Origin of the sequence: Ruegeria sp. (assembly GCF_965221235.1) — a bacterium.
Taxonomy (GTDB): Bacteria; Pseudomonadota; Alphaproteobacteria; order Rhodobacterales; family Rhodobacteraceae; genus Ruegeria.
In genome coordinates, this window is the sequence record NZ_CBDCRS010000004.1 from 411,994 (window position 1) to 433,246 (window position 21,253).

Annotated in this window: 20 protein-coding genes and 2 tRNA genes; 18 read left to right on the forward strand and 4 right to left on the reverse strand. The window is 57.8% G+C overall.

The features are described 5' to 3' along the window. Window positions 1-81: 81 nt before the first annotated feature. Window positions 82-1,512: a Glu/Leu/Phe/Val family dehydrogenase gene (locus ACOQOY_RS05055; protein ID WP_420584390.1), complete on the reverse strand. Its 1,431-nt coding sequence runs from the start codon at window positions 1,510-1,512 to the stop codon at window positions 82-84. Window positions 1,513-1,840: 328 nt separating this feature from the next. Between ACOQOY_RS05055 and ACOQOY_RS05060 the strand changes: the two genes are divergently transcribed. The 3 genes from ACOQOY_RS05060 (at window position 1,841) to ACOQOY_RS05070 (ending at window position 4,663) form a co-directional block, all read left to right on the forward strand. Continuing rightward, window positions 1,841-3,541, forward strand: coding sequence for a pilus assembly protein TadG-related protein (locus ACOQOY_RS05060; protein ID WP_420584391.1), 1,701 nt, complete (start codon window positions 1,841-1,843; stop codon window positions 3,539-3,541). Beyond that, window positions 3,538-4,068 (forward strand): TadE/TadG family type IV pilus assembly protein, encoded by a 531-nt coding sequence (locus tag ACOQOY_RS05065; RefSeq protein WP_420584392.1) that lies wholly within the window; start codon window positions 3,538-3,540, stop codon window positions 4,066-4,068. The genes ACOQOY_RS05060 and ACOQOY_RS05065 overlap by 4 nt, the downstream gene beginning before the upstream one ends. Window positions 4,069-4,132: 64 nt before the next feature. Next, window positions 4,133-4,663, forward strand: coding sequence for a pilus assembly protein (locus ACOQOY_RS05070; protein ID WP_420584393.1), 531 nt, complete (start codon window positions 4,133-4,135; stop codon window positions 4,661-4,663). Here ACOQOY_RS05070 and ACOQOY_RS05075 read toward each other — a convergent pair. After that, on the reverse strand, window positions 4,647-5,117 hold the full coding sequence (locus tag ACOQOY_RS05075) for a hypothetical protein (protein WP_420584394.1): 471 nt from the start codon (window positions 5,115-5,117) through the stop codon (window positions 4,647-4,649). The two genes, ACOQOY_RS05070 and ACOQOY_RS05075, sit on opposite strands and share 17 nt — an antisense overlap. Before the next feature lie 158 nt (window positions 5,118-5,275). On the opposite strand from ACOQOY_RS05075, the gene ACOQOY_RS05080 reads away from it, so the two are divergent. Further along, window positions 5,276-6,187, forward strand: a complete 912-nt coding sequence (locus ACOQOY_RS05080; RefSeq protein WP_420584395.1) for a pirin family protein — start codon at window positions 5,276-5,278, stop codon at window positions 6,185-6,187. On the opposite strand, the gene ACOQOY_RS05085 is transcribed toward ACOQOY_RS05080, so the two are convergent. Beyond that, window positions 6,184-6,771: a TetR/AcrR family transcriptional regulator gene (locus ACOQOY_RS05085; protein WP_420584396.1), complete on the reverse strand. Its 588-nt coding sequence runs from the start codon at window positions 6,769-6,771 to the stop codon at window positions 6,184-6,186. The genes ACOQOY_RS05080 and ACOQOY_RS05085 overlap by 4 nt on opposite strands. Window positions 6,772-6,870: 99 nt before the next feature. Here ACOQOY_RS05085 and ACOQOY_RS05090 point away from each other — a divergent pair, with 99 nt between their 5' ends. The 14 genes from ACOQOY_RS05090 to ACOQOY_RS05155 all read left to right on the forward strand — a co-directional run bounded on the left by ACOQOY_RS05090 (window position 6,871) and on the right by ACOQOY_RS05155 (window position 19,695). After that, a complete protein-coding gene (locus ACOQOY_RS05090; RefSeq protein ID WP_420584397.1) occupies window positions 6,871-7,119 on the forward strand; it encodes a hypothetical protein in 249 nt (82 codons plus the stop codon). A 128-nt stretch (window positions 7,120-7,247) separates the two neighbouring features. Continuing rightward, complete coding sequence (locus ACOQOY_RS05095; protein ID WP_420584398.1) at window positions 7,248-8,534, forward strand: homoserine dehydrogenase; 1,287 nt, start codon at window positions 7,248-7,250, stop codon at window positions 8,532-8,534. Window positions 8,535-8,603: 69 nt separating this feature from the next. Further along, window positions 8,604-9,587 (forward strand): class II fructose-bisphosphatase, encoded by a 984-nt coding sequence (gene glpX, locus ACOQOY_RS05100; RefSeq protein ID WP_420584399.1) that lies wholly within the window; start codon window positions 8,604-8,606, stop codon window positions 9,585-9,587. Between the two features lie 93 nt (window positions 9,588-9,680). Then, the gene (gene recJ / locus ACOQOY_RS05105; protein WP_420587212.1) at window positions 9,681-11,423 is read left to right on the forward strand and encodes a single-stranded-DNA-specific exonuclease RecJ; all 1,743 of its coding nucleotides are present in this window, start codon (window positions 9,681-9,683) and stop codon (window positions 11,421-11,423) included. 98 nt (window positions 11,424-11,521) lie between these two features. Continuing rightward, window positions 11,522-11,596: transfer RNA gene (locus ACOQOY_RS05110), tRNA-Glu, on the forward strand. Between the two features lie 22 nt (window positions 11,597-11,618). Continuing rightward, a tRNA-Glu gene (locus tag ACOQOY_RS05115) sits at window positions 11,619-11,693 on the forward strand. Between the two features lie 444 nt (window positions 11,694-12,137). Further along, complete coding sequence (locus ACOQOY_RS05120; protein ID WP_420584400.1) at window positions 12,138-13,877, forward strand: ABC transporter substrate-binding protein; 1,740 nt, start codon at window positions 12,138-12,140, stop codon at window positions 13,875-13,877. 81 nt (window positions 13,878-13,958) lie between these two features. Beyond that, window positions 13,959-15,008, forward strand: a complete 1,050-nt coding sequence (locus ACOQOY_RS05125; RefSeq protein ID WP_420584401.1) for an ABC transporter ATP-binding protein — start codon at window positions 13,959-13,961, stop codon at window positions 15,006-15,008. Between the two features lies 1 nt (window position 15,009). Beyond that, the gene (locus ACOQOY_RS05130; protein WP_420584402.1) at window positions 15,010-16,086 is read left to right on the forward strand and encodes an ABC transporter ATP-binding protein; all 1,077 of its coding nucleotides are present in this window, start codon (window positions 15,010-15,012) and stop codon (window positions 16,084-16,086) included. After that, window positions 16,083-16,946 (forward strand): carbohydrate ABC transporter permease, encoded by an 864-nt coding sequence (locus ACOQOY_RS05135; protein WP_170392846.1) that lies wholly within the window; start codon window positions 16,083-16,085, stop codon window positions 16,944-16,946. The genes ACOQOY_RS05130 and ACOQOY_RS05135 overlap by 4 nt, the downstream gene beginning before the upstream one ends. Further along, the gene (locus tag ACOQOY_RS05140; RefSeq protein ID WP_058280831.1) at window positions 16,943-17,740 is read left to right on the forward strand and encodes a carbohydrate ABC transporter permease; all 798 of its coding nucleotides are present in this window, start codon (window positions 16,943-16,945) and stop codon (window positions 17,738-17,740) included. Before ACOQOY_RS05135 ends, ACOQOY_RS05140 begins: the two co-directional genes overlap by 4 nt. A gap of 8 nt (window positions 17,741-17,748) precedes the next feature. Then, the gene (locus ACOQOY_RS05145; protein ID WP_420584403.1) at window positions 17,749-18,150 is read left to right on the forward strand and encodes a DUF2160 domain-containing protein; all 402 of its coding nucleotides are present in this window, start codon (window positions 17,749-17,751) and stop codon (window positions 18,148-18,150) included. A gap of 65 nt (window positions 18,151-18,215) precedes the next feature. Continuing rightward, complete coding sequence (locus ACOQOY_RS05150; RefSeq protein WP_420584404.1) at window positions 18,216-18,611, forward strand: BlaI/MecI/CopY family transcriptional regulator; 396 nt, start codon at window positions 18,216-18,218, stop codon at window positions 18,609-18,611. Further along, window positions 18,598-19,695: a M56 family metallopeptidase gene (locus ACOQOY_RS05155; protein WP_420584405.1), complete on the forward strand. Its 1,098-nt coding sequence runs from the start codon at window positions 18,598-18,600 to the stop codon at window positions 19,693-19,695. The genes ACOQOY_RS05150 and ACOQOY_RS05155 overlap by 14 nt, the downstream gene beginning before the upstream one ends. Here ACOQOY_RS05155 and ACOQOY_RS05160 read toward each other — a convergent pair whose 3' ends face one another. Next, entirely contained in the window at window positions 19,696-21,099 is a 1,404-nt protein-coding gene (locus ACOQOY_RS05160; protein ID WP_420584406.1) for an MATE family efflux transporter, read from the reverse strand. Window positions 21,100-21,253 lie beyond the last annotated feature (154 nt).

The following is a 21,253-nucleotide window of genomic DNA, read 5'->3' on the forward strand; positions in this document are numbered from 1 at the left end:
CCGGGATTGCCCGCCATTGCCGTTTTGCACCTCGCGCTATCGTGTTGCGCCGGGGCGACCGAGTGCCGCCCCGACCTGATATCACAGCCCTTTGGCGCGATAGCTGCTTGAGACGCGGTCGATGGCCACGATATAGGCCGCCGTGCGCAAATCCTCGACATCATCGCGGCTGTGCCAGACTTCACGCATGGACTGATAGGCAATCCGCATCGTGTCATCGAGGCCCGAGCGCACAAGCTCAAGCTCGTCCGCGCCCTTGAGATACTTGGCCTTGAAGTCCGGAGACATAGACCACGCATCACCAAGGTAACGATCCAGACGCTCCAATTCGCTGACAATCAACTCGTGCCGCGCTTCTTCCTGACGACGCTGCATCCGGCCAAAGCGGATATGGCTGAGGTTTTTGACCCACTCAAAGTAGGACACCGTCACACCACCTGCGTTAGCATACATGTCAGGAATGATAACCGTGCCCTTCTTGCGCAGGATTTCATCAGCCCCGGCCGTCACAGGACCGTTGGCTGCCTCGATGATCAGAGGTGCTTTGATCCGCTCGGCGTTCGTCAGGTTAATAACGCCCTCCAAGGCCGCCGGAACCAGAATATCGCAATCCGCCTCTAGAACCTCGGCGCCTTCGGCTGAATGCGTGGCATCCGGGTAGTCCTTGACGCCACCGTGTTTCACGATCCACTGACGGACGGATTCCACATCAATCCCGTCGGGATTATACAACGCTCCGTCCCATTCAATGATCCCGACAATGCGCGAGCCATCTTCTTCGCTCAGGAACTTCGCCGCGTGATAGCCCACGTTGCCTAGCCCCTGCACCACGATGCGCTTTCCGTCCAGCTTGCCCGACAGGCCCGCCTTCTGCACATCTTCAGGGTGGCGGAAGAATTCGCGCAGGGCATATTGGATGCCCCGTCCTGTCGCCTCGACCCGGCCCGCGATACCACCGGCATTCAGCGGTTTGCCCGTCACACAGGCGCGCGCGTTAATATCCGTTGTGTTCATCCGCGCGTATTGGTCTGCCATCCAGGCCATCTCACGCTCACCCGTTCCCATATCTGGTGCAGGCACGTTCTGAGACGGATTGATCAGGTCGCGCTTGGCCAGTTCATAGGCGAAACGCCGGGTGATCTGCTCAAGCTCATGTTCTTCATACTGCCGGGGATCAATGCACAGCCCGCCCTTTGAGCCGCCAAACGGCGTTTCAACCAGCGCACATTTGTAGGTCATCAGCGCTGCCAGCGCCTCGACCTCATCCTGGTTCACAGCCAGAGCATAGCGGATACCGCCCTTGACCGGCTCCATATGCTCGGAATGGACCGAACGATAACCGGTGAACGTATGGATTTCACCGCGCAATCGCACACCGAACCGCACAGTGTAGGTGGCGTTACAGACCCTGATTTTTTCCTCAAGCCCCGGAGGCAAATCCATCAGGGACGCCGCCCTGTTGAACATAAGATCTACACTCTCGCGAAAGCTGGGTTCATTTTTGGCCGTCATTTAACCCTCCGTGCCAGCGAACGAAAAACGTTCCGTCACTTTGTCGCACCCAATGTGTAAACGATCAATAATTATGCAGAAAAAAAATGACCAAAAATCTGTGACCGATGAGGCATCACGTACTGAGTCGCCACATTTCAGCGCCCCAAAGAAATTGTCGCTCAATCGAAAACAGAGGCCGCGGGTACATTAAAATTATCCCCTAAATTCATGGAATCCGGCCTTTACCACGGCCTTTTCGCCCAATTCCCGCCACGTTTCGACGTTAATTTTATTTCGTTAAGTTTTTATTAGCAGTGTTGGATGTCTGCTCAGCGAGGTCTGCAATATGACAAGTCACTTCATGTTCAGGGGCAACAAAAAAAATATTGGTAAGGTATTCTCGGCCAAGCGCTTTGCGCGGGACGAAGACGGCGGCGTATTCACGATTTTCGTGCTGCTCGGTTTCATTGTCATTCTCACCGTTACCGGCCTCGGCGTCGACCTGATGAACTATGAGCGTGACCGGGCGAACCTTCAGGCGACTCTTGACCGCGCGGTTCTGGCAGCGGCAGACCTTGACCAAACACTGCCTCCTCGCGAAGTCGTTGAGGCATATCTCGATAAAGCTGGCCTGGGTGACAAGCTGGCAACAGTCACCGTTGAGGAAAGCATTGGGTCGCGCAAGGTGTCGGCTACGGCCGACGTTGTTGTCAAAACCCACTACATGTACTTCACGGGTAGAAAACAGCTGAATGCCATTGCAGCCAGTACAGCTGAAGAATCTATCGGCAAGGTAGAGATTTCCCTCGTTTTGGACATGTCGGGTTCTATGGGTCGTGCGTCTGCGACCGCGGGCAAGACTAAGATGGAAGTCCTCAGAGAGGAGGCAAAAGAGTTTGTCACTCTGATGATGGAAAAAGCTCAGGACTCTGAGGTTTCGATTTCAATCGTTCCCTACGCGATGCAGGTAAATGCTGGTGAGAACATCTTGGGGAAATTCTCGAACGTGACGTCCGAGCATAGCTATTCTCATTGCGTGAATTTCAGGTCTGATGATTTCCTGCAAGCTGCTCTGCACCCGAACCCCGCTATCCTGGGGTTGGCAGGTACGACGTTGAACCGTACCGCCCATTTCGATCCGTTTCGGTACAACGGCGGCGAGCAATTTCCCAGATATCCTGTTTGCCCGACACGGACAGGCAGCGAAATAACGCCGGTCACCAATGATGTGGACGTGCTGCACTCTCAAATTGACGCGTTAACAAGCGGCGGCAACACTTCGATCGATATCGGAGTGAAATGGGGTGCCGCGTTGCTTGACCCAGCGTTCCGGGGCCTTGTTGGGGAATTGTCGGGCGAAGGGATCGTGCCCGCAGAATTTTCTGCGCGCCCAGAGTCATACGATGCCGATGTCATAAAAGTTATGGTTGTGATGACCGATGGGCAGAACACGACACAGTACATATTGGATGAAGAGTTCCGTAGCGGAAACTCTAACGTTTGGTTCAACCCCGAATACGATAGGGGTGATGGAAAATTTGGTGAATACAGTGTGCGTTACGCCAGAAACCCCGACCGTTGGGTTTGGATGCAACATACTGAAGCCAACGGTGGCAGCTACGTGACCGCCACTCACCCCTTCGGCAATCCACCCGATGAAAATTCTTCGAATGAGGAAATCGGAACCTCAACGCGTCTAACTTATCCCGAGCTGCACAATCTTGCGTCTACTTGGTGGAACGCCAAAAACAACTATTACTGGCAAAACAACCATGAAAACACGTGGCATTACAACACCCGAACAAGTGTTGGATCTACAACGAAGAACACGCGATTGGAGCAGGTTTGTGGTGCGGCGAAAAACCAAGGCGTGGTCATCTTCGGAATCGCATTCGAAGCGCCAGAAGCAGGCTTCTCAGAAATATTGAGCTGCGCTACTGCTGGTACGAATGGCACCAGCTATGCCTTTGACGTCGAGGGGTCTGACCTGGAAGAGGCCTTTACGTCAATTGCGTCGTCGATCCAGAAACTGAGGCTGACCCAATGATCCGTAAAGCACTGGGCGAAATTGTTCGGATCAAACGTTCCGAAACCGGTTCTGTGACCGTCGAATTTTGCCTTATTTTCCCTGCATTCATGTTTTTTATTCTCAGCGCAGTGGAATACTCATTGGTCACGGTGCAATTGGGAATGCTGGATCACGGCGTAGACCAGACGGTGCGCTCCATTCGGTTGGGAACGGGGTCAAACCCAACCCACGATGAGATAAAGGACTCCATCTGTGAGAGGGCCGCCCTAATCCGGAACTGTGACCAAAACCTGCGTTTGGAAATGATTGTTCAGGATCCTTATGCCGGTGTGAACCTGCCTGCGGACGCTGACTGCACCGACAATTCGGAAGAGGCAAAACCACTTCGGGAATTCGAAAATGGGGCGCCCAACGAGTTGATGATCTTGCGCGCCTGCGCAATGGTCGATCCGATCTTCCCGACATCGGCAATGGGACGGATTTTGTCTGATGAGACTGGTCAAATCCAACTGACTGCGATCACTGCTTTTGTTCAGGAGCCATAAACCCATGCGCTTATTTTCAAATATCCGAGACTATTTTGGGTCCATTGGTCGCAACGAAAAGGGGATGTTGACCGTTGATGCGGTTTTGATTTTTCCAATGCTGGTTTGGACGATTACCGGCAGCTTTACCTATTTTGAAGGATTTCGTGAAAGTGCGTCCAATCTGAAGGCTGCGTACACTGTGGGGGATCTGATCTCACGTGAAACTGTGGATATTACAGAAACGTATCTGGATTCCATGCACGAGCTGTCGGAAAGAATGATCAACAATGGGACCCAGTTGAACATGCGGGTGTCAGGAATTCGGTTCGACGAAGCCGATGACCGGCACTACGTTGAGTGGTCAAGTGCTTGTGGGTATGACGCGATTTGGACAAATGCGAACGTTGAGAACATGCGCGACAACCTGCCTCCTATGCCCGATCAGGACTTTTTGGTCGTTGTCGAAACAACCAACCGCTACGAACCGACATTTAATGCCGTGCTGGGTATGCGCTGGGTTTCCGAGGATCACACCTTTACCAATTTCGTGTTCACCCGTCTTCGTTTCGCACCCAAAATCGACGGGCCGAATTCCCTTAATTTCTGCGCATAATTTGTGCGGACAAGACCTCTGACATAAACTTGGTATCGGCAGCTGCGGTCAGCCCGCCGATGCCCACATGACGCCCCAATCGCCACCACAGGCCCGGCGCCCATGTGTTCTCTGCTGAATTGCGTGTCTTTATCAGAAACCCACTTGAGGGTTTGAACGCAAAAACTCCGCGGTCGACGCTTTCGATATCTTCAACTTTCGCGATCAAGCGCCCTGCCCCGGTTCTGAGTTCTGTTTCCGTCAGCTCGATACAGTCGTATGTTGCCCGCCAAATGCGATGCGCTAGCCAGAACGCCGCGCAACCGACGATCAGCAGGAAAACGAACCAGACCGGTTCGGGCGGCTGCGTTATTGCCACGAAAATCGCCAGAAAGCCGACAGTACCCAGCATCCCGACGCCCAGCCAACGTCTGGGAGTTGAAGGTTTTACGGTGGCCAGAACGTCCTGTTGCATGTGAACCCTTGCTGTTTTCCTTGCGGTTTAACCACTTTGCCCGAAAAACAACAGCACTGTTCGCGACCTGCGAAAAATTGCACATTTCCCGTTCTTTTCTGCCGATTGACCCGATCTGCGCAGAGAATACATGAAGGCCAGAGCTTCAGGAGAGCGCCATGTCCTTGCGACCGACTTTAGAGACCCGAACAGCCACGCCAACCATGGAAGGCGCGGGCGTCAAGCTTCACCGCGCTTTCGGATTTCAGGATCCGTCAGAACTGGACCCGTTCTTGTTGTTCGATGATTTCCGCAACGACCACCCACAGGACTACCAGGCCGGTTTCCCGTGGCATCCTCATCGCGGGATCGAGACAATCACATACGTTCTGGCTGGCTCGGTCGAACATTCGGACTCTCTGGGTAACAGTGGGACGCTGGGCGCTGGTGACGTGCAGTGGATGACAGCCGGATCCGGGATTCTGCATCAAGAGATGCCAACGGGCAACTTGTCAGGCCAGATGCACGGCTTTCAGTTGTGGGGCAACCTGCCCTCGGCCCAAAAGATGACCGCACCGCGATATCAGGATGTTCAAAGCAAGGAGATTCCCGAAATTACCGACGATGACGGAACCACCGTCCGGGTGATTGTCGGAGAGTTCTGGGGCAAAACCGGGCCGGTCGACGGGATCGCAGCGGACCCGCAGTATCTGGATATTCGCATTCCGGCCGGGGTCAGGAAAACCTTCAAAATCGATACGTATCGTCGCGCGTTTGCCTATGTGTTTGAAGGTCAGGCCGCCTTTGCTGACGCCTCGCAACCCACTGGGATTCTTTTGGAAAAGGAGGTCGCGGGGCAAGAGGTCAATATCCGCGATATGTCCGGGAACCGGACGCTTGTGCGGTTCGGCACCGGCGACGAAGTTACGGTGCAAGCTGGCCCGGACGGCGTGCGGTTCCTGCTGATCTCGGGTGCGCCGATTGCGGAACCGGTCGCCTGGCACGGCCCGATCGTTATGAATACGCAGGCGGAGCTAGAGCAAGCCTTCCGAGAATTGCGCAACGGTACCTTCATCAAACCTGCGCATTAAGCCAGGACGGACCGGCAAACCATGTCCCAGTAAACCCTCTCAACCTCGTCCAGTGACAGACGTCCACCCGCGCGATACCAGGTCATCACACCGTTCAGCATGGCGATAACCGCCAGCGTGGCGATCTTGGTGTCCGCGATGTCGAAAAGACCGGCCTCCTGCCCCTGCCGCAGGATGGTCTCAAGCGCATCTTCATAACTGCGACGCAAGGTTTCGATTTCCGCGAAGTTCTCGGGTGTCAGGTTACGCAACTCCATGTAGGCGATAAACACCTCATCCGGGCGCTCCATATGAAAACGGATGTGAAACCCGACGAACTGGCGCAAAGCCTCAGAGGCATCCTTTGGCTGGTCTAATTCGCCATAGGCCGACAGCAGGTCTCGCATGTGATCCTGCATCAACCGATACAACAGGCTCTGCTTATCCGGCGTGTAATTGTACAACGCCCCCGCCTGCACCCCGACCTCAGCCGCGATCTGGCGCATAGATACCGCGGCATAGCCGTGACGAGCGAACAACCCCAGCGCCGCTTTGCGGATGCGCGGGCCGGTAATGTCAGAATGTGAACCTTGCGTACGTGCCATTCCAGCACGATATCTGAACAGATGTTCATATAGAACCCCGCTTGAACCATTGCCCCAAAATGTGCATCACGGTTGCAATCGACGTTGAAAGGGTTCTGCATGAAACCCCTGCCTTTGCTGATCCTGATCCTGACCTGTGCAGGATGTGCCGACTTCCCCGAACTGGACGGAAGCGAGCCGCCCGACCTCAGTTCGGCCCGCTACCCGAAGCTTATTCCGCTGCAAGAGACATTGGGCGCTCCGGTTGATCCTGTGAGTGAGGCTGAAGAGGTCGAAGAAGATCTCAACGCCCGGCGCGAGGACTTAGAGAAAAAGGCTGACGCTCTGCAAAGCGCGGAAATCAACTAGCAGCCCGCGATTCAAGGCCCGATCCGGGCCGCGACGCATTGCACCCTTGCGCCGAACCCGCTAAGGCAGCGCTGAACGGGCAAATGGCCCGAAACCACAGATAATTCGAGCGGAAAGGAACCCACGGGATGACACAGGCGCTGCGGCTGGGAATTGCGGGCTTGGGAACGGTTGGCGTGGGTGTCGTAAAGATCATCCGCCGTCATGGGGACCTGTTGCAAGCGCGCACGGGCCGACCTGTTGAGATCGTCGCTGTCTCGGCACGCGATGCGAACAAGGACCGTGGCGTAAACCTGTTAGACTATGCCTGGGAAACCGATCCCGTCGCGCTGGCGAAACGCGATGACATCGACGTGTATGTTGAGCTGATCGGCGGCGAAAACGGCCCAGCCAAAGCCTCGGTCGAGGCAGCGTTGGCCACCGGCAAGGATGTTGTCACCGCGAACAAGGCCCTGCTGGCGGTCCACGGTCAGGAACTGGCCGAAAAGGCCGAAGCCGCAGGCCGTGTGATCCGGTTCGAGGCCGCTGTTGCTGGTGGTATCCCGGTCATCAAATCCCTGACAGAAGGTCTGGCTGGGAATGAGATCACTCGCGTCATGGGCGTGATGAACGGCACATGCAACTATATCCTGACGCGGATGCAATCGCAGCAGCAGGGGTACAACGCCCTGTTCGAAGAATGCGCCCAACTGGGGTATCTCGAAGCCGACCCGAACCTTGACGTTGGCGGCATCGACGCAGCGCACAAGCTGGCGCTGTTGTCTTCGATCGCCTTCGGGACCAAGCCGAATTTCGATGGCATCCAGATCGAAGGCATTCAACAGATCACGCTGGAAGACATCCATCAGGCCGACGACATGGGGTATCGCATCAAACTGCTGGGGGTCGCGCAGCGCTCGGCCCGAGGACTGGAGCAGCGGATGCAGCCGTGCCTTGTGCCCAGCAGCTCGCCTCTGGGGCAGTTGGAAGGCGGCACCAATATGGTGGTGATCGAGGGCGATGCGGTCGAGCAGGTGGTTCTGCGCGGTCCCGGCGCGGGCGAAGGCCCCACCGCAAGCGCGGTGATGGGCGACGTTTGCGATCTGGCGCGTGGACTGCAGATCCCGACCTTTGGACGCCCTGCGACATCGCTGCAAGACGCCAAATCAGCCGTGACCGGAACCCCCGCACCCTATTATCTGCGCCTTGCGCTGTTCGACAAACCCGGCGCGCTGGCCAAAGTGGCCGCGATTTTGGGTGATGCAGGCGTCTCAATCGACCGGATGCGTCAATACGGGCATACCGAAAGCACAGCGCCGGTTCTGATCGTTACCCACAAAACCACCCGCGCCACGCTGGATGTTGCGCTGGAAGGCTTCCGCGAAACCGATGTTGTCGCCGAAGAGCCCGTTGCCCTGCGCATAGAAGAGGTTTGACCCTTGCGGCCTGCCTGAATCGCGGGCTATGCCGATAAAAACGCCGATACTGACCTGAGGATAGTGAAAATGAGTGCTGCCAAAGTAGATTTCAACGACCGCCTGCTGTCTCTGGGCCTTGCGCGGGTCGCAGAACAAGCCGCGTTGGCTTCGGCCTCTCTGGTCGGGCGCGGTGATGAGAAGGCCGCAGATCAGGCCGCCGTGAACGCGATGCGCGAACAGCTGAACCTACTGGATATCGCTGGTGTTGTCGTCATCGGTGAAGGCGAGCGGGACGAAGCGCCGATGCTGTATATCGGTGAAGAGGTCGGTACCGGCGAAGGCCCCGGCGTGGACATCGCGCTGGACCCGCTGGAAGGCACCACTCTGACCGCTAAGGATATGCCCAACGCACTGACTGTGATCGCCATGGGCCCGCGTGGCTCGATGCTGCATGCACCGGACGTTTATATGGACAAGCTGGCCGTTGGCCCGGGTTTCGCCGAAGGCGTTGTCAATCTGGACATGAGCCCGCGCGAACGCGTTGAGGCGCTGGCCAAAGCCAAAGGATGTGATCCGGCGGACATCACTGTTTGCATATTGGAACGTCCGCGGCATGAGGCAATGATTGCCGAGGTCCGCGAAACCGGTGCCTCGATCCGCCTGATCACCGATGGCGACGTGGCCGGTGTGATGCACTGTGCCGAGAGCGAAGAAACCGGCATCGACATGTATATGGGTCAAGGCGGCGCGCCCGAGGGCGTTCTGGCAGCTGCTGCGCTGAAGTGCATGGGCGGACAGATCTTTGGCCGCCTGCTGTTCCGCAATGATGACGAACGTGGCCGCGCTGCCAAGGCGGGCATTGCCGATCTGGACCGCGTTTATTCGCGCGATGAGATGGTAACAGCCGACGTAATTTTTGCTGCGACCGGTGTGACCGGCGGTTCGCTGTTGCCGCGCATCAAGCGCGAACCGGGCTGGGTTGAGACCACAACGCTGCTGATGCGGTCGAAAACAGGCTCGGTCCGTCGTATGTCCTACCGCACGCCGATGTGGCCGCATACCGACGCATAAGCCGCTTGCGCGGCTGCCTTCGGCGACCGTATTTTGAACAAGAAGAAGGGCCGGGTCCGCATGGGTCCGGCCTTGGTCTATGGAGGCAGGGCATTGAGTTTTCTGGGCGTTGAGCAGTCGTTGACCGGGCGGCGTTGGGTCGGGCCATCAGCCGAGACCGAGCGGGCCACTGAAATGCTGATCCAACAGGCTGGGTTGCCTCGGGCGGTCTGTCAGGTGTTGGCGCGGCGCGGGGTTCCTGCGATGGAAGCGCCGGGGTTTTTGGACCCCAAGCTGAAAGAGTTGCTGCCGGACCCTCGATCCCTGAAAGATATGGAGAAAGCCGCGACGCGGTTTTTGGCTGCGGTTCGGGAAAAGCAGCGGATCGCGGTGTTTGCGGATTATGACGTGGACGGCGGCAGCTCGGCCGCGTTGTTGTTGGACTGGCTGCGGCAGATGGGATTGCGGGCAACCCTGTATGTGCCTGACCGGATTGATGAAGGGTACGGCCCCAACGTACCGGCGATGCAGGATTTGGCCGCAGCCCATGATCTGATCATTTGCGTCGATTGCGGCACGCTGAGTCATGAACCAATCGCAGCCGCCAAAGGTGCCGATGTCATCGTGCTGGATCACCATCTGGGCGGTGAGACCCTGCCCGACTGTACTGCCGTTGTGAACCCGAACCGACAGGATGAAAGCGGCGATCTTGGCTATCTCTGCGCTGCCGGGGTGGTGTTCTTGATGCTGGTCGAGGCCGGGCGTCAACTGCGTGACGCGGGCGTCAAAGGACCTGATTTGATCAGCCTGCTGGACCTTGTGGCGCTCGCGACCGTGGCGGATGTTGCCCCCTTGATCGGTGCGAACCGGGCGTTGGTGCGTCAGGGGCTTAAGGTCATGGCGCAAAGGCAAAGGCCGGGGCTGGTCGCTTTGTCAGACGTTGCGCGCATGGATTCGGCGCCCAACAGCTATCACCTGGGGTTTCTGCTTGGACCACGTGTGAACGCGGGCGGGCGGATTGGACAGGCCGATCTGGGCGCGCGGTTGCTTAGCACCGATTCGATGACCGAGGCCGAGGCGCTGGCCCAGCGGCTGGATGAGTTGAACACCGAACGCCGCGACATCGAAAACGCTGTGCGCGCCGCAGCGCTGGAACAAGCTGAGGAACGGGGGCTGGACGCGCCGTTGGTCTGGGCGGCGGGCGATGGCTGGCACCCCGGCGTTGTCGGTATTGTCGCCTCGCGCCTGAAGGAAAACGCAAACCGGCCGGCGATTGTTGTCGGTTTTGACGGGGATGAGGGCAAAGGCTCGGGTCGTTCGGTGACGGGTGTCGATCTGGGTGCCTCGATCCAGCGGCTGGCTGCCGAAGGGCTACTGGTCAAAGGTGGCGGTCACAAGATGGCCGCTGGACTGACCGTGATGCGCGATCAGCTGGAGCCTGCAATGGCGCGGCTTAGCGAGTTGCTGGCTAAACAAGGGGCGGGTCAAGGCGGGCCGGCCGATTTGAAGCTGGAAGGCACTCTGATGCCCGGCGCGGCCACTGTGGACCTGATTGAACAGATCGAAAAGGCCGGGCCATTCGGGGCCAGCGCCCCTGCTCCGCGTTATGCTCTGCCTGACTTACAGGTCAGATTCGCCAAGCGCGTGGGTGAGACGCATTTGAAGCTTTCGTTGTCTGACGGAATGGGCGGCGGTCTTGACGCTATCGCCTTTGGTGCATTCGACGGCCCCATGGGGGAAAAACTATCGAACCACGGCGGCGCGCGCTTTCATTTCGCCGGGCGGCTTGAGGTCAACACTTGGGGAGGACGGCAAAGCGTGCAGCTGCGACTTGAGGATGCCGCCGAGGCCAATTGAGCCTATTTTCCAGCCGGGCAAAAAACTTTCACATCCCTGCGTTTTTCGGCTTGCGGGGCTCGGGGTGAAACCGTAAAAGGCCCTCCACAAGCCAGCGTGGCCCGTTCGTCTATCGGTTAGGACGCCAGGTTTTCAACCTGGAAAGAGGGGTTCGATTCCCCTACGGGCTGCCACTTGTGCATGATTGGACCAAGTGGCCCGTTCGTCTATCGGTTAGGACGCCAGGTTTTCAACCTGGAAAGAGGGGTTCGATTCCCCTACGGGCTGCCATTTCCTTCCCTCTATCGAACTGTTTCACAGCGCGGGTTCCTTGCCACCGGATCGAATGTGCTGTCTTTCAAAGCCTCCTGCCCAAGATTCCGAACGCCCACGATTTTGGGAACTCCAAGACCTTCATTCCAATACGCGGCCAACTCGTCGACGAGTGACTGCTTTGCCAAAAATCTTTGAAATCTGTATCCGCTTTGCCGGGATTAGTGATGCCGCCCAACCGTATTTGGTGACATCAAAGATAGCGCTTGTCGCCAATATTTATTACAATTTTTCAATAGCTTAAACCGCATAAACGATCTGAAACGCAGAGTTTCCCCTGCCCCCAAAAACCTGCCCAAAGGTCAATTACTAAAAATTTAGTTTGACACGTATGCAAAAAATCGCCGATGGTTATCGCTATCCGGTTCGCGCCGGAAAACCATAATCTTTGGGAGGAGACAGATGCGGAGACATCTACTTTCCGCAGTGGCGGCGGCTGCCGTCATTGCGGGGCACGGTACGGCTTGGGCCGACGAAGCCGCAGCACAACGTTGGATTGACGACGAATTCCAGCCATCGACCCTGTCGAAAGACGAACAGATGGGCGAGATGAAGTGGTTCATCGAAGCTGCACAACCCTATGCGGGCATGGAGATTAACGTCCTGTCCGAGGGCATCCCCACCCACTCGTATGAATCCGAGGTCCTGACCAAGGCGTTCGAGGAAATCACCGGCATCAAGGTCAATCACCAGATTCTTGGTGAAGGCGAAGTGGTTCAGGCCGTTCAAACCCAGATGCAGACCGGCCGGAACCTCTATGACGGCTACGTCAATGACAGTGACCTGATCGGCACGCATTCGCGCCTGCAACTGGCCTACCCGCTGACCGACATGATGGAGGGCAGCTGGGCGGCGACCACCTCGCCGACGCTTGATCTGGATGACTTCATGGGCATTCAGTTCACCACCGGTCCCGATGGCAAGCTGTATCAGCTGCCCGATCAGCAATTCGCGAACCTCTACTGGTTCCGTAAGGACTGGTTCGATGATGAGGCCAACAAGGCCGCGTTCAAAGAGAAGTACGGCTATGATCTGGGTGTTCCGGTCAACTGGTCGGCATATGAAGACATTGCTGAGTTCTTCACCAATGACGTGAAAGAAGTCGACGGCGTCGCGATCTATGGCCACATGGACTATGGCAAGCGCGCACCTGACCTTGGCTGGCGTATGACCGACGCTTGGCTGTCGATGGCCGGTGCCGGTGACGTGGGCGAGCCGAACGGTGTTCCCGTCGACGAATGGGGCATTCGCATGGAAGCGGGCACCTGTAACCCAGTTGGTGCGTCCGTCTCGCGCGGCGGTGCGGCCAACGGTCCGGCTGCGGTCTATGCGATCCGCAAGTGGGATGAATGGCTGCGGAACTATGCGCCTCCGGGTGCGGCGTCGTATGACTTCTACCAGTCGCTGCCTGCACTCAGCCAGGGCAACGTGGCCCAGCAAATCTTCTGGTACACCGCCTTCACCGCCGACATGGTGAAACCGAAGTCCGAAGGCAACAACACTGTCGACGACGAAGGCACGCCGCTGTGGCGGATGGCGCCTAGCCCGCATGGCCCCTACTGGGAAGAAGGTCAGAAGGTTGGCTATCAGGACGTGGGGTCCTGGACCTTCCTGAAATCGACCCCCGAGGATCGTGCTCAGGCGGCTTGGCTCTACGCTCAGTTCGTGACCTCCAAGACTGTTGACGTGAAGAAGTCCCATGTGGGTCTGACCTTCATCCGCGACAGCTCGGTCAACCACGAGTCCTTCACCGAACGCGCACCCAAGCTGGGTGGTCTGGTCGAGTTCTACCGCTCGCCTGACCGCGTGGCATGGTCGCCGACCGGCATCAACGTGCCGGACTATCCGAAGCTGGCCCAAATCTGGTGGCAGCAGATCGGTGACGTGAACTCGGGCGCATTTACCCCGCAAGAGGCGATGGACCGCCTGGCCGAAGAGATGGACATCACCATGGCCCGGATGCAGGCCGCGGATGAAAGCGCCGGTGTCTACGGTGGCTGTGGTCCGCGTCTGAACGAGCCGCAGGATCCCGCCTTCTGGCTGGAAAAAGCGGGTTCGCCCAAGGCCAAGCTCGAGAACGAAAAGCCGCAGGGCCAGACCGTCAACTATGACGAACTGGTGGCGCGCTGGCAGTCTCAGTAAGCCAATGCAACCGGGGGTGCCGTGTCAGGCATCCCCACCCCAAGGCCAGTGCAATGCACTGAAGGACCGGAACTCACGGACATGATCGAACTTCAAGACGCCACCAAACGGGTTGGCAATGTCATCCATATCAAGCCGACCAACCTGACACTGCAAACCGGCCATTTCAATGTGCTGCTGGGTGCGACGGGATCGGGCAAGACCTCTCTGATCAAGATGATGGCCGGGCTGGACCCGATTGCCTCGGGCAAGGTCCTGATGGATGGGCAGGACGTCACAAAGCTGAACACGCAAAAGCGGCAGATCAGCCTCGTACACCAGTTCTTCGTGAACTACCCGCATATGACTGTCTTCGACAACATTGCCTCGCCCTTGCGTGTGGCAGGAATGGCGAAATCCGAGATCGAAGGCCGCGTTGAAGAAGCCGCCGACCTGCTGCAACTGCGCCCGATGCTGCACCGTCGCCCGCATGAATTGTCGGGCGGTCAACAGCAACGGACTGCGCTGGCCCGTGCGATTGCCAAAGAGAGCCGTGCCGTGTTTCTGGACGAACCACTGGCTAACCTCGACTACAAGCTGCGCGAGGAACTGCGTGAGCAACTGCCCGACCTGTTCGCCGGACGTGGCGCTGTGGTGGTCTACGCGACCTCGGAACCCGAAGAGGCCCTTTTACTCGGTGGCTACACGGCCCTGATGGAGGATGGCCGCGTTACTCAGTTCGGACCCACCGCCGATATCTATCGCAACCCCGAAAACATCGCCGCTGCGCGCGTCTTCTCGGACCCACCGATCAACGTGGCCCGCATCACCGTGTCCGGCGCGCAGGCGCAATTGGCAGGTGGAGGCGGCTGGCCCGTCACCGAGATGGCCGACGGAGACTACATGGTCGCCGTCCGCCCGCATCGGGTGACTCCGTTCCGCACGTCGGACGCGGATGTGGAACTGACAGGCCGTGTGATCGTGACTGAATTGTCGGGCTCAGATTCCAGCGCTCATTTCCAGCATGGAGACGAAGCATGGGTATCGCTCGCCGCTGGCGTGCATCCCTATCAGGTTGGCGAGGACCACAGTTTCTACATGAACCCGGCCCATTGCCGGTATTTCGGCCAAGACGGCCAAAGGGTGGCCTGACATGGCTCAGATCAAGCTTTCAAACCTGCGACACAGCTATATGCCGACGCCAAAAGGCCCGGATGACTATGCGCTGAAAGAAATCGACGTGACATGGCGCGACGGCGGGGCCTATGCGCTGCTGGGGCCATCGGGCTGCGGCAAGTCCACGTTGCTGAACATCATCTCGGGCCTGCTCACCCCATCCGAGGGGCAAATCCTGTTCGACGGTCAGGACGTGACCGCCCTGCCCCCCGATCAGCGCAACATCGCGCAGGTATTCCAGTTCCCAGTGATCTACGACACGATGACCGTGGGCGAAAACCTGGCCTTCCCGCTGAAAAACCGGGGCGTCGATCCCGCAACGATCAAGCGTCGCGTCGATGAGATCGCCGAGATGCTGGATGTCACGGATATGCTGAACACCCGCGCCAGCGGCCTCAGCCCAGACAACAAACAAAAGATCTCGATGGGTCGCGGGCTGGTCCGCGACGACGTGAACGCGGTGATGTTTGATGAGCCGCTGACCGTGATCGACCCGCATCTCAAGTGGAAACTGCGGTCGAAGCTGAAAGAACTGCACCAGCGCGTCAAAGCCACGATGATCTACGTGACCCACGACCAGACTGAGGCGCTGACCTTCGCCGATGAAGTCGTGGTGATGCAGGAGGGCGAAGTGGTGCAGATTGGCACTCCGGTTGAGCTATTCGAACGCCCTCAGCACACATTCGTCGGCCATTTCATCGGATCACCCGGTATGAACGTCCTGCCCTGCGAGGCCAAGGGCGACCGCGCCGTTTTCGAGGGCCATGAAGTGATGCTGGAAGGCCCCACACATGGCGACGGAGGACGCACTGATCTGGGTATTCGCCCCGAATATGTGGGATTTGGCGATACCGGCATCCCGGCGCATGTGACCAAAGTGTCAGACATCGGCCGTCACTTTGTGGTCAGCGCAATGGTCGGCAATACGGCCCTCAAGGCCGTGACCGAACACGGCGTGCCAGAGCCGGGCTCGCAGGTCTTTCTGCAATTCAAACCAGAACAATCCCGCGTCTACCGCGACGGCTGGATCGCAACCGAGGAGCGGGCGCAATGAGAACGGAAAACCAAAAGGCATGGTTCTTTGTCCTGCCGGTGCTGGCACTGGTCGCGTTCAACGCGCTGGTGCCGATGATGACGGTGGTCAACTACTCGGTGCAGGAAACCTTCGGCAACAACCAGTTTTTCTGGGAAGGGCTGGGCTGGTTTGAACAAATCCTGCGTTCGGACAGGTTCCAGGCGGCCCTCGGTCGGCAGTTCCTCTTTACCTTCCTGATTCTGCTGATTGAGGTGCCTTTGGGCATCATCGTGGCCCTGTCCATGCCGCGCAAAGGCTTCTGGGTGCCGGTCTGTTTGGTGTTGATGGCCCTACCGATGCTGATCCCGTGGAACGTTGTCGGCTCGATGTGGAACATCTTTACGCTGCCGAAAATCGGCCTGCTGGGCTACTTCCTGAATGATGTTCTGGGCATCAACTATGACATGACGCAACAGCCTCTATCGGCTTGGATCACTGTCATCGTGATGGATGTCTGGCACTGGACGTCGCTGGTCGTGCTGCTGTGCTATGCGGGCCTCGTTTCGATCCCGGACGCTTACTACCAAGCCGCCAAGATCGACGGTGCCAGCCCATGGTCGGTGTTCCGCTATATCCAACTGCCTAAGATGAAAACCGTCCTGACCATCGCCGTTCTGCTGCGGTTCATGGACAGTTTCAACATCTATACCGAGCCCTTCGTGCTTACCGGCGGCGGCCCCGGCAACTCAACCACCTTGCTGTCGATCGACCTTGTGAAGATCGCACTGGGACAGTTTGACCTTGGCCCTGCGGCCGCGATGAGCCTGATCTATTTCGCCATCACGCTGCTGGTCTCTTGGGTCTTCTACACTCTGATGACAAAGGATGACGCGCAATGAAGAAGCGGTCCCTTATTCCTATCCTCTATATCGCGTTCCTGATGCTGCCGATCTATTGGCTGGTGGCGATGTCCTTCAAGACCACGAACGAGATCCTGTCGGGCTTTTCCCTGTTCCCCCAGACCTTTACGCTGGAGAATTACATCACCATCTTCACTGACCCGACATGGTATTGGGGCTATATAAACTCGATCATCTACGTGACGATCAACACGGTGCTGTCGGTCTGTGTCGCCCTGCCTGCGGCCTATGCGTTCTCGCGTTATCGGTTTCTTGGTGACAAGCAACTGTTCTTCTGGCTGCTGACCAACCGGATGGCCCCGGCGGCGGTGTTCGCTTTGCCCTTCTTCCAGCTCTATTCGTCGATCCACCTGTTCGACACCTATCTAGCCGTGGCGCTGGCACATACTCTGTTCAACGTGCCACTGGCGGTTTGGATTTTGGAAGGCTTCATGCGGGGCATCCCGAAGGAGCTGGACGAGACGGCTTATGTCGACGGCTACTCCTTTCCGCGTTTCTTCGTGACAATCTTCCTGCCCAACATCAAAGCGGGTGTCGGCGTCGCGGCCTTCTTCTGCTTCATGTTCTCTTGGGTCGAGATGCTGTTGGCCAAAACTCTCACTGCGGTCGAGGCCAAACCCATCGCCGCCGTGATGACCCGCACCGCGTCCAGTGCGGGGTATGAGTTGGGCCTGCTAGCTGCCGCGGGAACGCTCACCATCATCCCCGGAGCCATCGTCATCTGGTTTGTCCGCAACTACATCGCGCGCGGTTTCGCGATGGGTCGTGTGTGAGGTTCGATATGCGTAAACTTCTTCTCACCCTCACCTTCTTGCCTACCATGGCTTTCGCCCAACAGGCCGGATGGGGCAATGTCGGCCAGCAAGAGGAAAAGGGCTTCTCGTGGACCGATCCACTCTGGCCTGATTTCTGGATGGCCTGGACCCCGGCCACCCTGGCTTTGTTCGTCGGCATCTTCTCGGCCATCGCCTTGATCGGTCTGCTGGAAGGGTTCAAATTCCGCGACGGGATCGAGCGGCGCGGCGTGTTGGGGCTGACGACGACGCTGGGTGATCGTCTTTTCATCACCCTGCTGGGTTCGGCCTATATCTTCCTCGCATGGCTTGGGTTGGTCGGTCAGCCCGTCTGGACGCCTCTGTTTATCTCACTCGGCTGGGGCATCTTCGTCTTCTGGAAAGTTTAAGCTTTGCGAAACAGCGAAAGGATGCTTGTCTGTCAGGCATACTAAAAATGCGACACGAAAGACCGATGCGAAAGAAAAAGACAACAAACCTTCTGACCGAAGTGGAACTTGAGTTCATGAACGAACTCTGGGCGCTGGGTCAGGGCTCGGTCCGTGACGTGCTTGATCGACTGCCACCGGAACGCAATCTGGCTTATACGTCCGGCGCAACCATCCTGCGTATTCTCGATGAGAAAGGCTTTGTCGAAAGCCGCAAGGATGGAAAGACGCTGATCTATAAGCCGCTTCTGGAAAAGGACAGGTATCAGGCGCGGTCGTTGCAAAACCTGTCCCGCACTTTGTTCGACGATACGCCTGCCACGTTGGTGGCACGTCTGGTCGATGACGCAGGGCTGAGCGAAGCTGATCTGGAGGAAATTCGAGCACTGGTAGAGAGGAGACTGCAAAATGACAGCGGTTAAACCGGTTCTCGACGCATATCTGGAATTAAACCTGGTCCTCGGGCTGGCTGCACTGGTTTGGCTGGCGTCTCGATGGGTTTTGTCCAGAACGACCCTGAGCCATGGGTTCATTGCACAACTACGCACGCTCAAAGCACTTTGCCTGTGTGTCGTCCTTAGCCCACTACTGGCGCTGGGCGTCTCTGCCCTGACCACTCACACGCCGGTCAACGGCACCGTAGCGATCGGAGACATCGCGGTGGCCGCCTATCTGCGCGGTGATATCGCCATGCCCGCCACTCAGTTTGAGGCCTTGCTGAACACACGTCAGCGCTGGGTAGAGATACTTTTCAGCGGAGATCACCCAATCGTAACCGCGACTCTTGCGCTGATGGCGTTGGCCGCACTGGTCTACGCGTTGCGTGTTATCCGGGACGCTCTGGCCATTCGCGACACAGTGAACGCCAGCTATCTGTGGCGTCGCTCGGCGAAGGTGGATATCCGGCTGTCCGACCGCATCGCTGTACCCTTTGCGGTACGCGGTTTGCGCCGCCGCCATGTGGTTCTGCCAAGCCATCTGCTGGATTCCTCGCGTGAGATGCGCTTTGCCCTTGCACACGAGTTGCAACACATCCGCACCGGAGATGTAGAATGGGAACTGGGGTTCGAACTGCTGCGGCCCCTGCTGTTCTGGAATCCGGCCTATATCGTGCTGAAGTACCAGTTCGACCGACTGCGCGAACTGGCCTGTGATCAATCGGTTGTCGCCCGCAAGGGAATTGATGCCAGCGACTACACGAATTGTCTGCTGGACTATTGCGCCCGCACCGTTCAACGCGGCAGCCCGCGCGTACTGAACGTAGCGTTGGTCACTGGTGGCAAAGCGAAACGGGTTTTGCGGCAAAGGGTCATCGCATTGGCGGATGCACCTGCGATTCAATCGTCGATGCCGTTCATGTTCCTCGGTCTGACCACCCTGTTCGCGCTTATCCTCGGACTGGCCGCCGCGTCGGTGCAACAAACCGAGGACTGGACCCATGATCGTCTGATGCTATCGACCGTTGTAAACCTCGAACGTCTTGAAGCACGCAATCAGGGCAACTGATTACCAGCCCCTGCGCCCGAACAGCGCCTGCAATCGGTTCTGGCCCGCGAACGGGTCTACCGGCTTGGGCGCTGACAACTGAGATACGACTCGTCGAACCAGAACCCGACAGACCACAGCAAAGATCACGCCGCCCAGCGCCTGACCCAGCAACACGCCAGGTGCGCCCGCGATATAAGCTCCGGCGGCCGCAAAGGGCCATGTGCCCAGAGTATGCCGTCCCCAGTTGACCCATGTGGAATAGACCGGATGACCCAAGTTGTTAAAACTCGCATTTGCAACAAAGATCACGCCATTAAAAAAGGACGCCAGCGCCAGCGGTCCGCAAAACAAGTAGATCAGCGCTCGCGTTTCGCCTTGGGCCTGAAACAGATCGGCAATCGGGGCGCGCAGCAGAAACAGAGTGGCCGAGATCAGGCAAACATATACGGCCGTGAACTTGACCCCAGCCAGAAAAGCCTGACGCACTCGGTCGTACTGCCCCGCCCCGAAATTCTGCCCGACGATTGGCCCGATAGCACCGGACAGGGCAAAAATGACTGAAAACGCTACGGGTATCAGCCGTCCGATTACCGCCATTCCGGCCACCGCATCGGTGCCGAATTGGGCAATTTCGCGCAGAACGATCGCGTTGCCGACAGGCGTGGCGACGTTGGTCAGAACGGCCGGAATGGCAATGCCGCTGACTGGACGCAGGTTCCCGCGGACATACTCAAAAGACGGCCGGGCGAACCCGGCGTGAACACGCATCGCCGGTATGACAGCCGCGATCAGTATGCAAATACGTGCGATGACCGAGGCAATAGCAGCCCCGTCCAACCCTAGCCCCACCGCGAAGATCAGGATCGGGTCCAATACCGCATTCGCGACACCTCCATAGATCGTCGCCAGCATAGAGCGGCGCGCATCACCATAAGCGCGCAACACCGCCATCCCGGTCATCGCAACCGCCATCACCCACATGGTCGGCAATATGATCGACACGTAACGGGCGGCCAGACGCAGCACCTCGCCCTCTGCCCCTAGCAGAGACAGGCAGAAGCGCAGATTGAACAATACCAGCAGTGACACCACCAGGCCGGTCAGCGCGCCCAGAATTGCGACGCTGGTGGCAAACTGGCGCGCCTGTTGCGACCGCCCTGCCCCCAATTCGCGTGCCACTAAGGCTCCCGCGGCAATGGACAGGCCAACGTTGATTGAATTTGTGAAAAACAGCAGTGTCCCGGCGTACCCGACAGCGGCCGCCAACGCGTCGTTTCCCAGCATCGAAATGAAAATCATATCGACGAAATCGACCGCAAAGATCGCCATCAACCCAATGCTGGTGGTCAAGGACATACGGGTCACGTGGCCCATCAGACTGCCCGACAGAAACACCGCCTTGCTATCGGATTGAGTTACCATCTGCCGATCCATTCCTGCCACGTCCGTTCAACTTGCCCCCGTTTTCAGAAGCGCGGCAACAGAAATCTGCCCGCACAAGTGCTGAGTCACGTTTTTGAACGTACTGCCCGGTTTGCTGATACGCGGGCGGCGACTAACATTGTCCTCAGTCAAA

Excerpts from the sequence above, each read along its gene's own strand:
- ACOQOY_RS05055 (WP_420584390.1), bottom strand. The coding sequence starts at position 1,512 with ATGACGGCCAAAAATGAACCCAGCTTTCGCGAGAGTGTAGATCTTATG.
- ACOQOY_RS05060 (WP_420584391.1), top strand. The coding sequence starts at position 1,841 with ATGACAAGTCACTTCATGTTCAGGGGCAACAAAAAAAATATTGGTAAG.
- ACOQOY_RS05065 (WP_420584392.1), top strand. The coding sequence starts at position 3,538 with ATGATCCGTAAAGCACTGGGCGAAATTGTTCGGATCAAACGTTCCGAA.
- ACOQOY_RS05070 (WP_420584393.1), top strand. The coding sequence starts at position 4,133 with ATGTTGACCGTTGATGCGGTTTTGATTTTTCCAATGCTGGTTTGGACG.
- ACOQOY_RS05075 (WP_420584394.1), bottom strand. The coding sequence starts at position 5,117 with ATGCAACAGGACGTTCTGGCCACCGTAAAACCTTCAACTCCCAGACGT.
- ACOQOY_RS05080 (WP_420584395.1), top strand. The coding sequence starts at position 5,276 with ATGTCCTTGCGACCGACTTTAGAGACCCGAACAGCCACGCCAACCATG.
- ACOQOY_RS05085 (WP_420584396.1), bottom strand. The coding sequence starts at position 6,771 with ATGGCACGTACGCAAGGTTCACATTCTGACATTACCGGCCCGCGCATC.
- ACOQOY_RS05090 (WP_420584397.1), top strand. The coding sequence starts at position 6,871 with ATGAAACCCCTGCCTTTGCTGATCCTGATCCTGACCTGTGCAGGATGT.
- ACOQOY_RS05095 (WP_420584398.1), top strand. The coding sequence starts at position 7,248 with ATGACACAGGCGCTGCGGCTGGGAATTGCGGGCTTGGGAACGGTTGGC.
- glpX (WP_420584399.1), top strand. The coding sequence starts at position 8,604 with ATGAGTGCTGCCAAAGTAGATTTCAACGACCGCCTGCTGTCTCTGGGC.
- ACOQOY_RS05120 (WP_420584400.1), top strand. The coding sequence starts at position 12,138 with ATGCGGAGACATCTACTTTCCGCAGTGGCGGCGGCTGCCGTCATTGCG.
- ACOQOY_RS05125 (WP_420584401.1), top strand. The coding sequence starts at position 13,959 with ATGATCGAACTTCAAGACGCCACCAAACGGGTTGGCAATGTCATCCAT.
- ACOQOY_RS05130 (WP_420584402.1), top strand. The coding sequence starts at position 15,010 with ATGGCTCAGATCAAGCTTTCAAACCTGCGACACAGCTATATGCCGACG.
- ACOQOY_RS05135 (WP_170392846.1), top strand. The coding sequence starts at position 16,083 with ATGAGAACGGAAAACCAAAAGGCATGGTTCTTTGTCCTGCCGGTGCTG.
- ACOQOY_RS05140 (WP_058280831.1), top strand. The coding sequence starts at position 16,943 with ATGAAGAAGCGGTCCCTTATTCCTATCCTCTATATCGCGTTCCTGATG.
- ACOQOY_RS05145 (WP_420584403.1), top strand. The coding sequence starts at position 17,749 with ATGCGTAAACTTCTTCTCACCCTCACCTTCTTGCCTACCATGGCTTTC.
- ACOQOY_RS05150 (WP_420584404.1), top strand. The coding sequence starts at position 18,216 with ATGCGAAAGAAAAAGACAACAAACCTTCTGACCGAAGTGGAACTTGAG.
- ACOQOY_RS05155 (WP_420584405.1), top strand. The coding sequence starts at position 18,598 with ATGACAGCGGTTAAACCGGTTCTCGACGCATATCTGGAATTAAACCTG.
- ACOQOY_RS05160 (WP_420584406.1), bottom strand. The coding sequence starts at position 21,099 with ATGGTAACTCAATCCGATAGCAAGGCGGTGTTTCTGTCGGGCAGTCTG.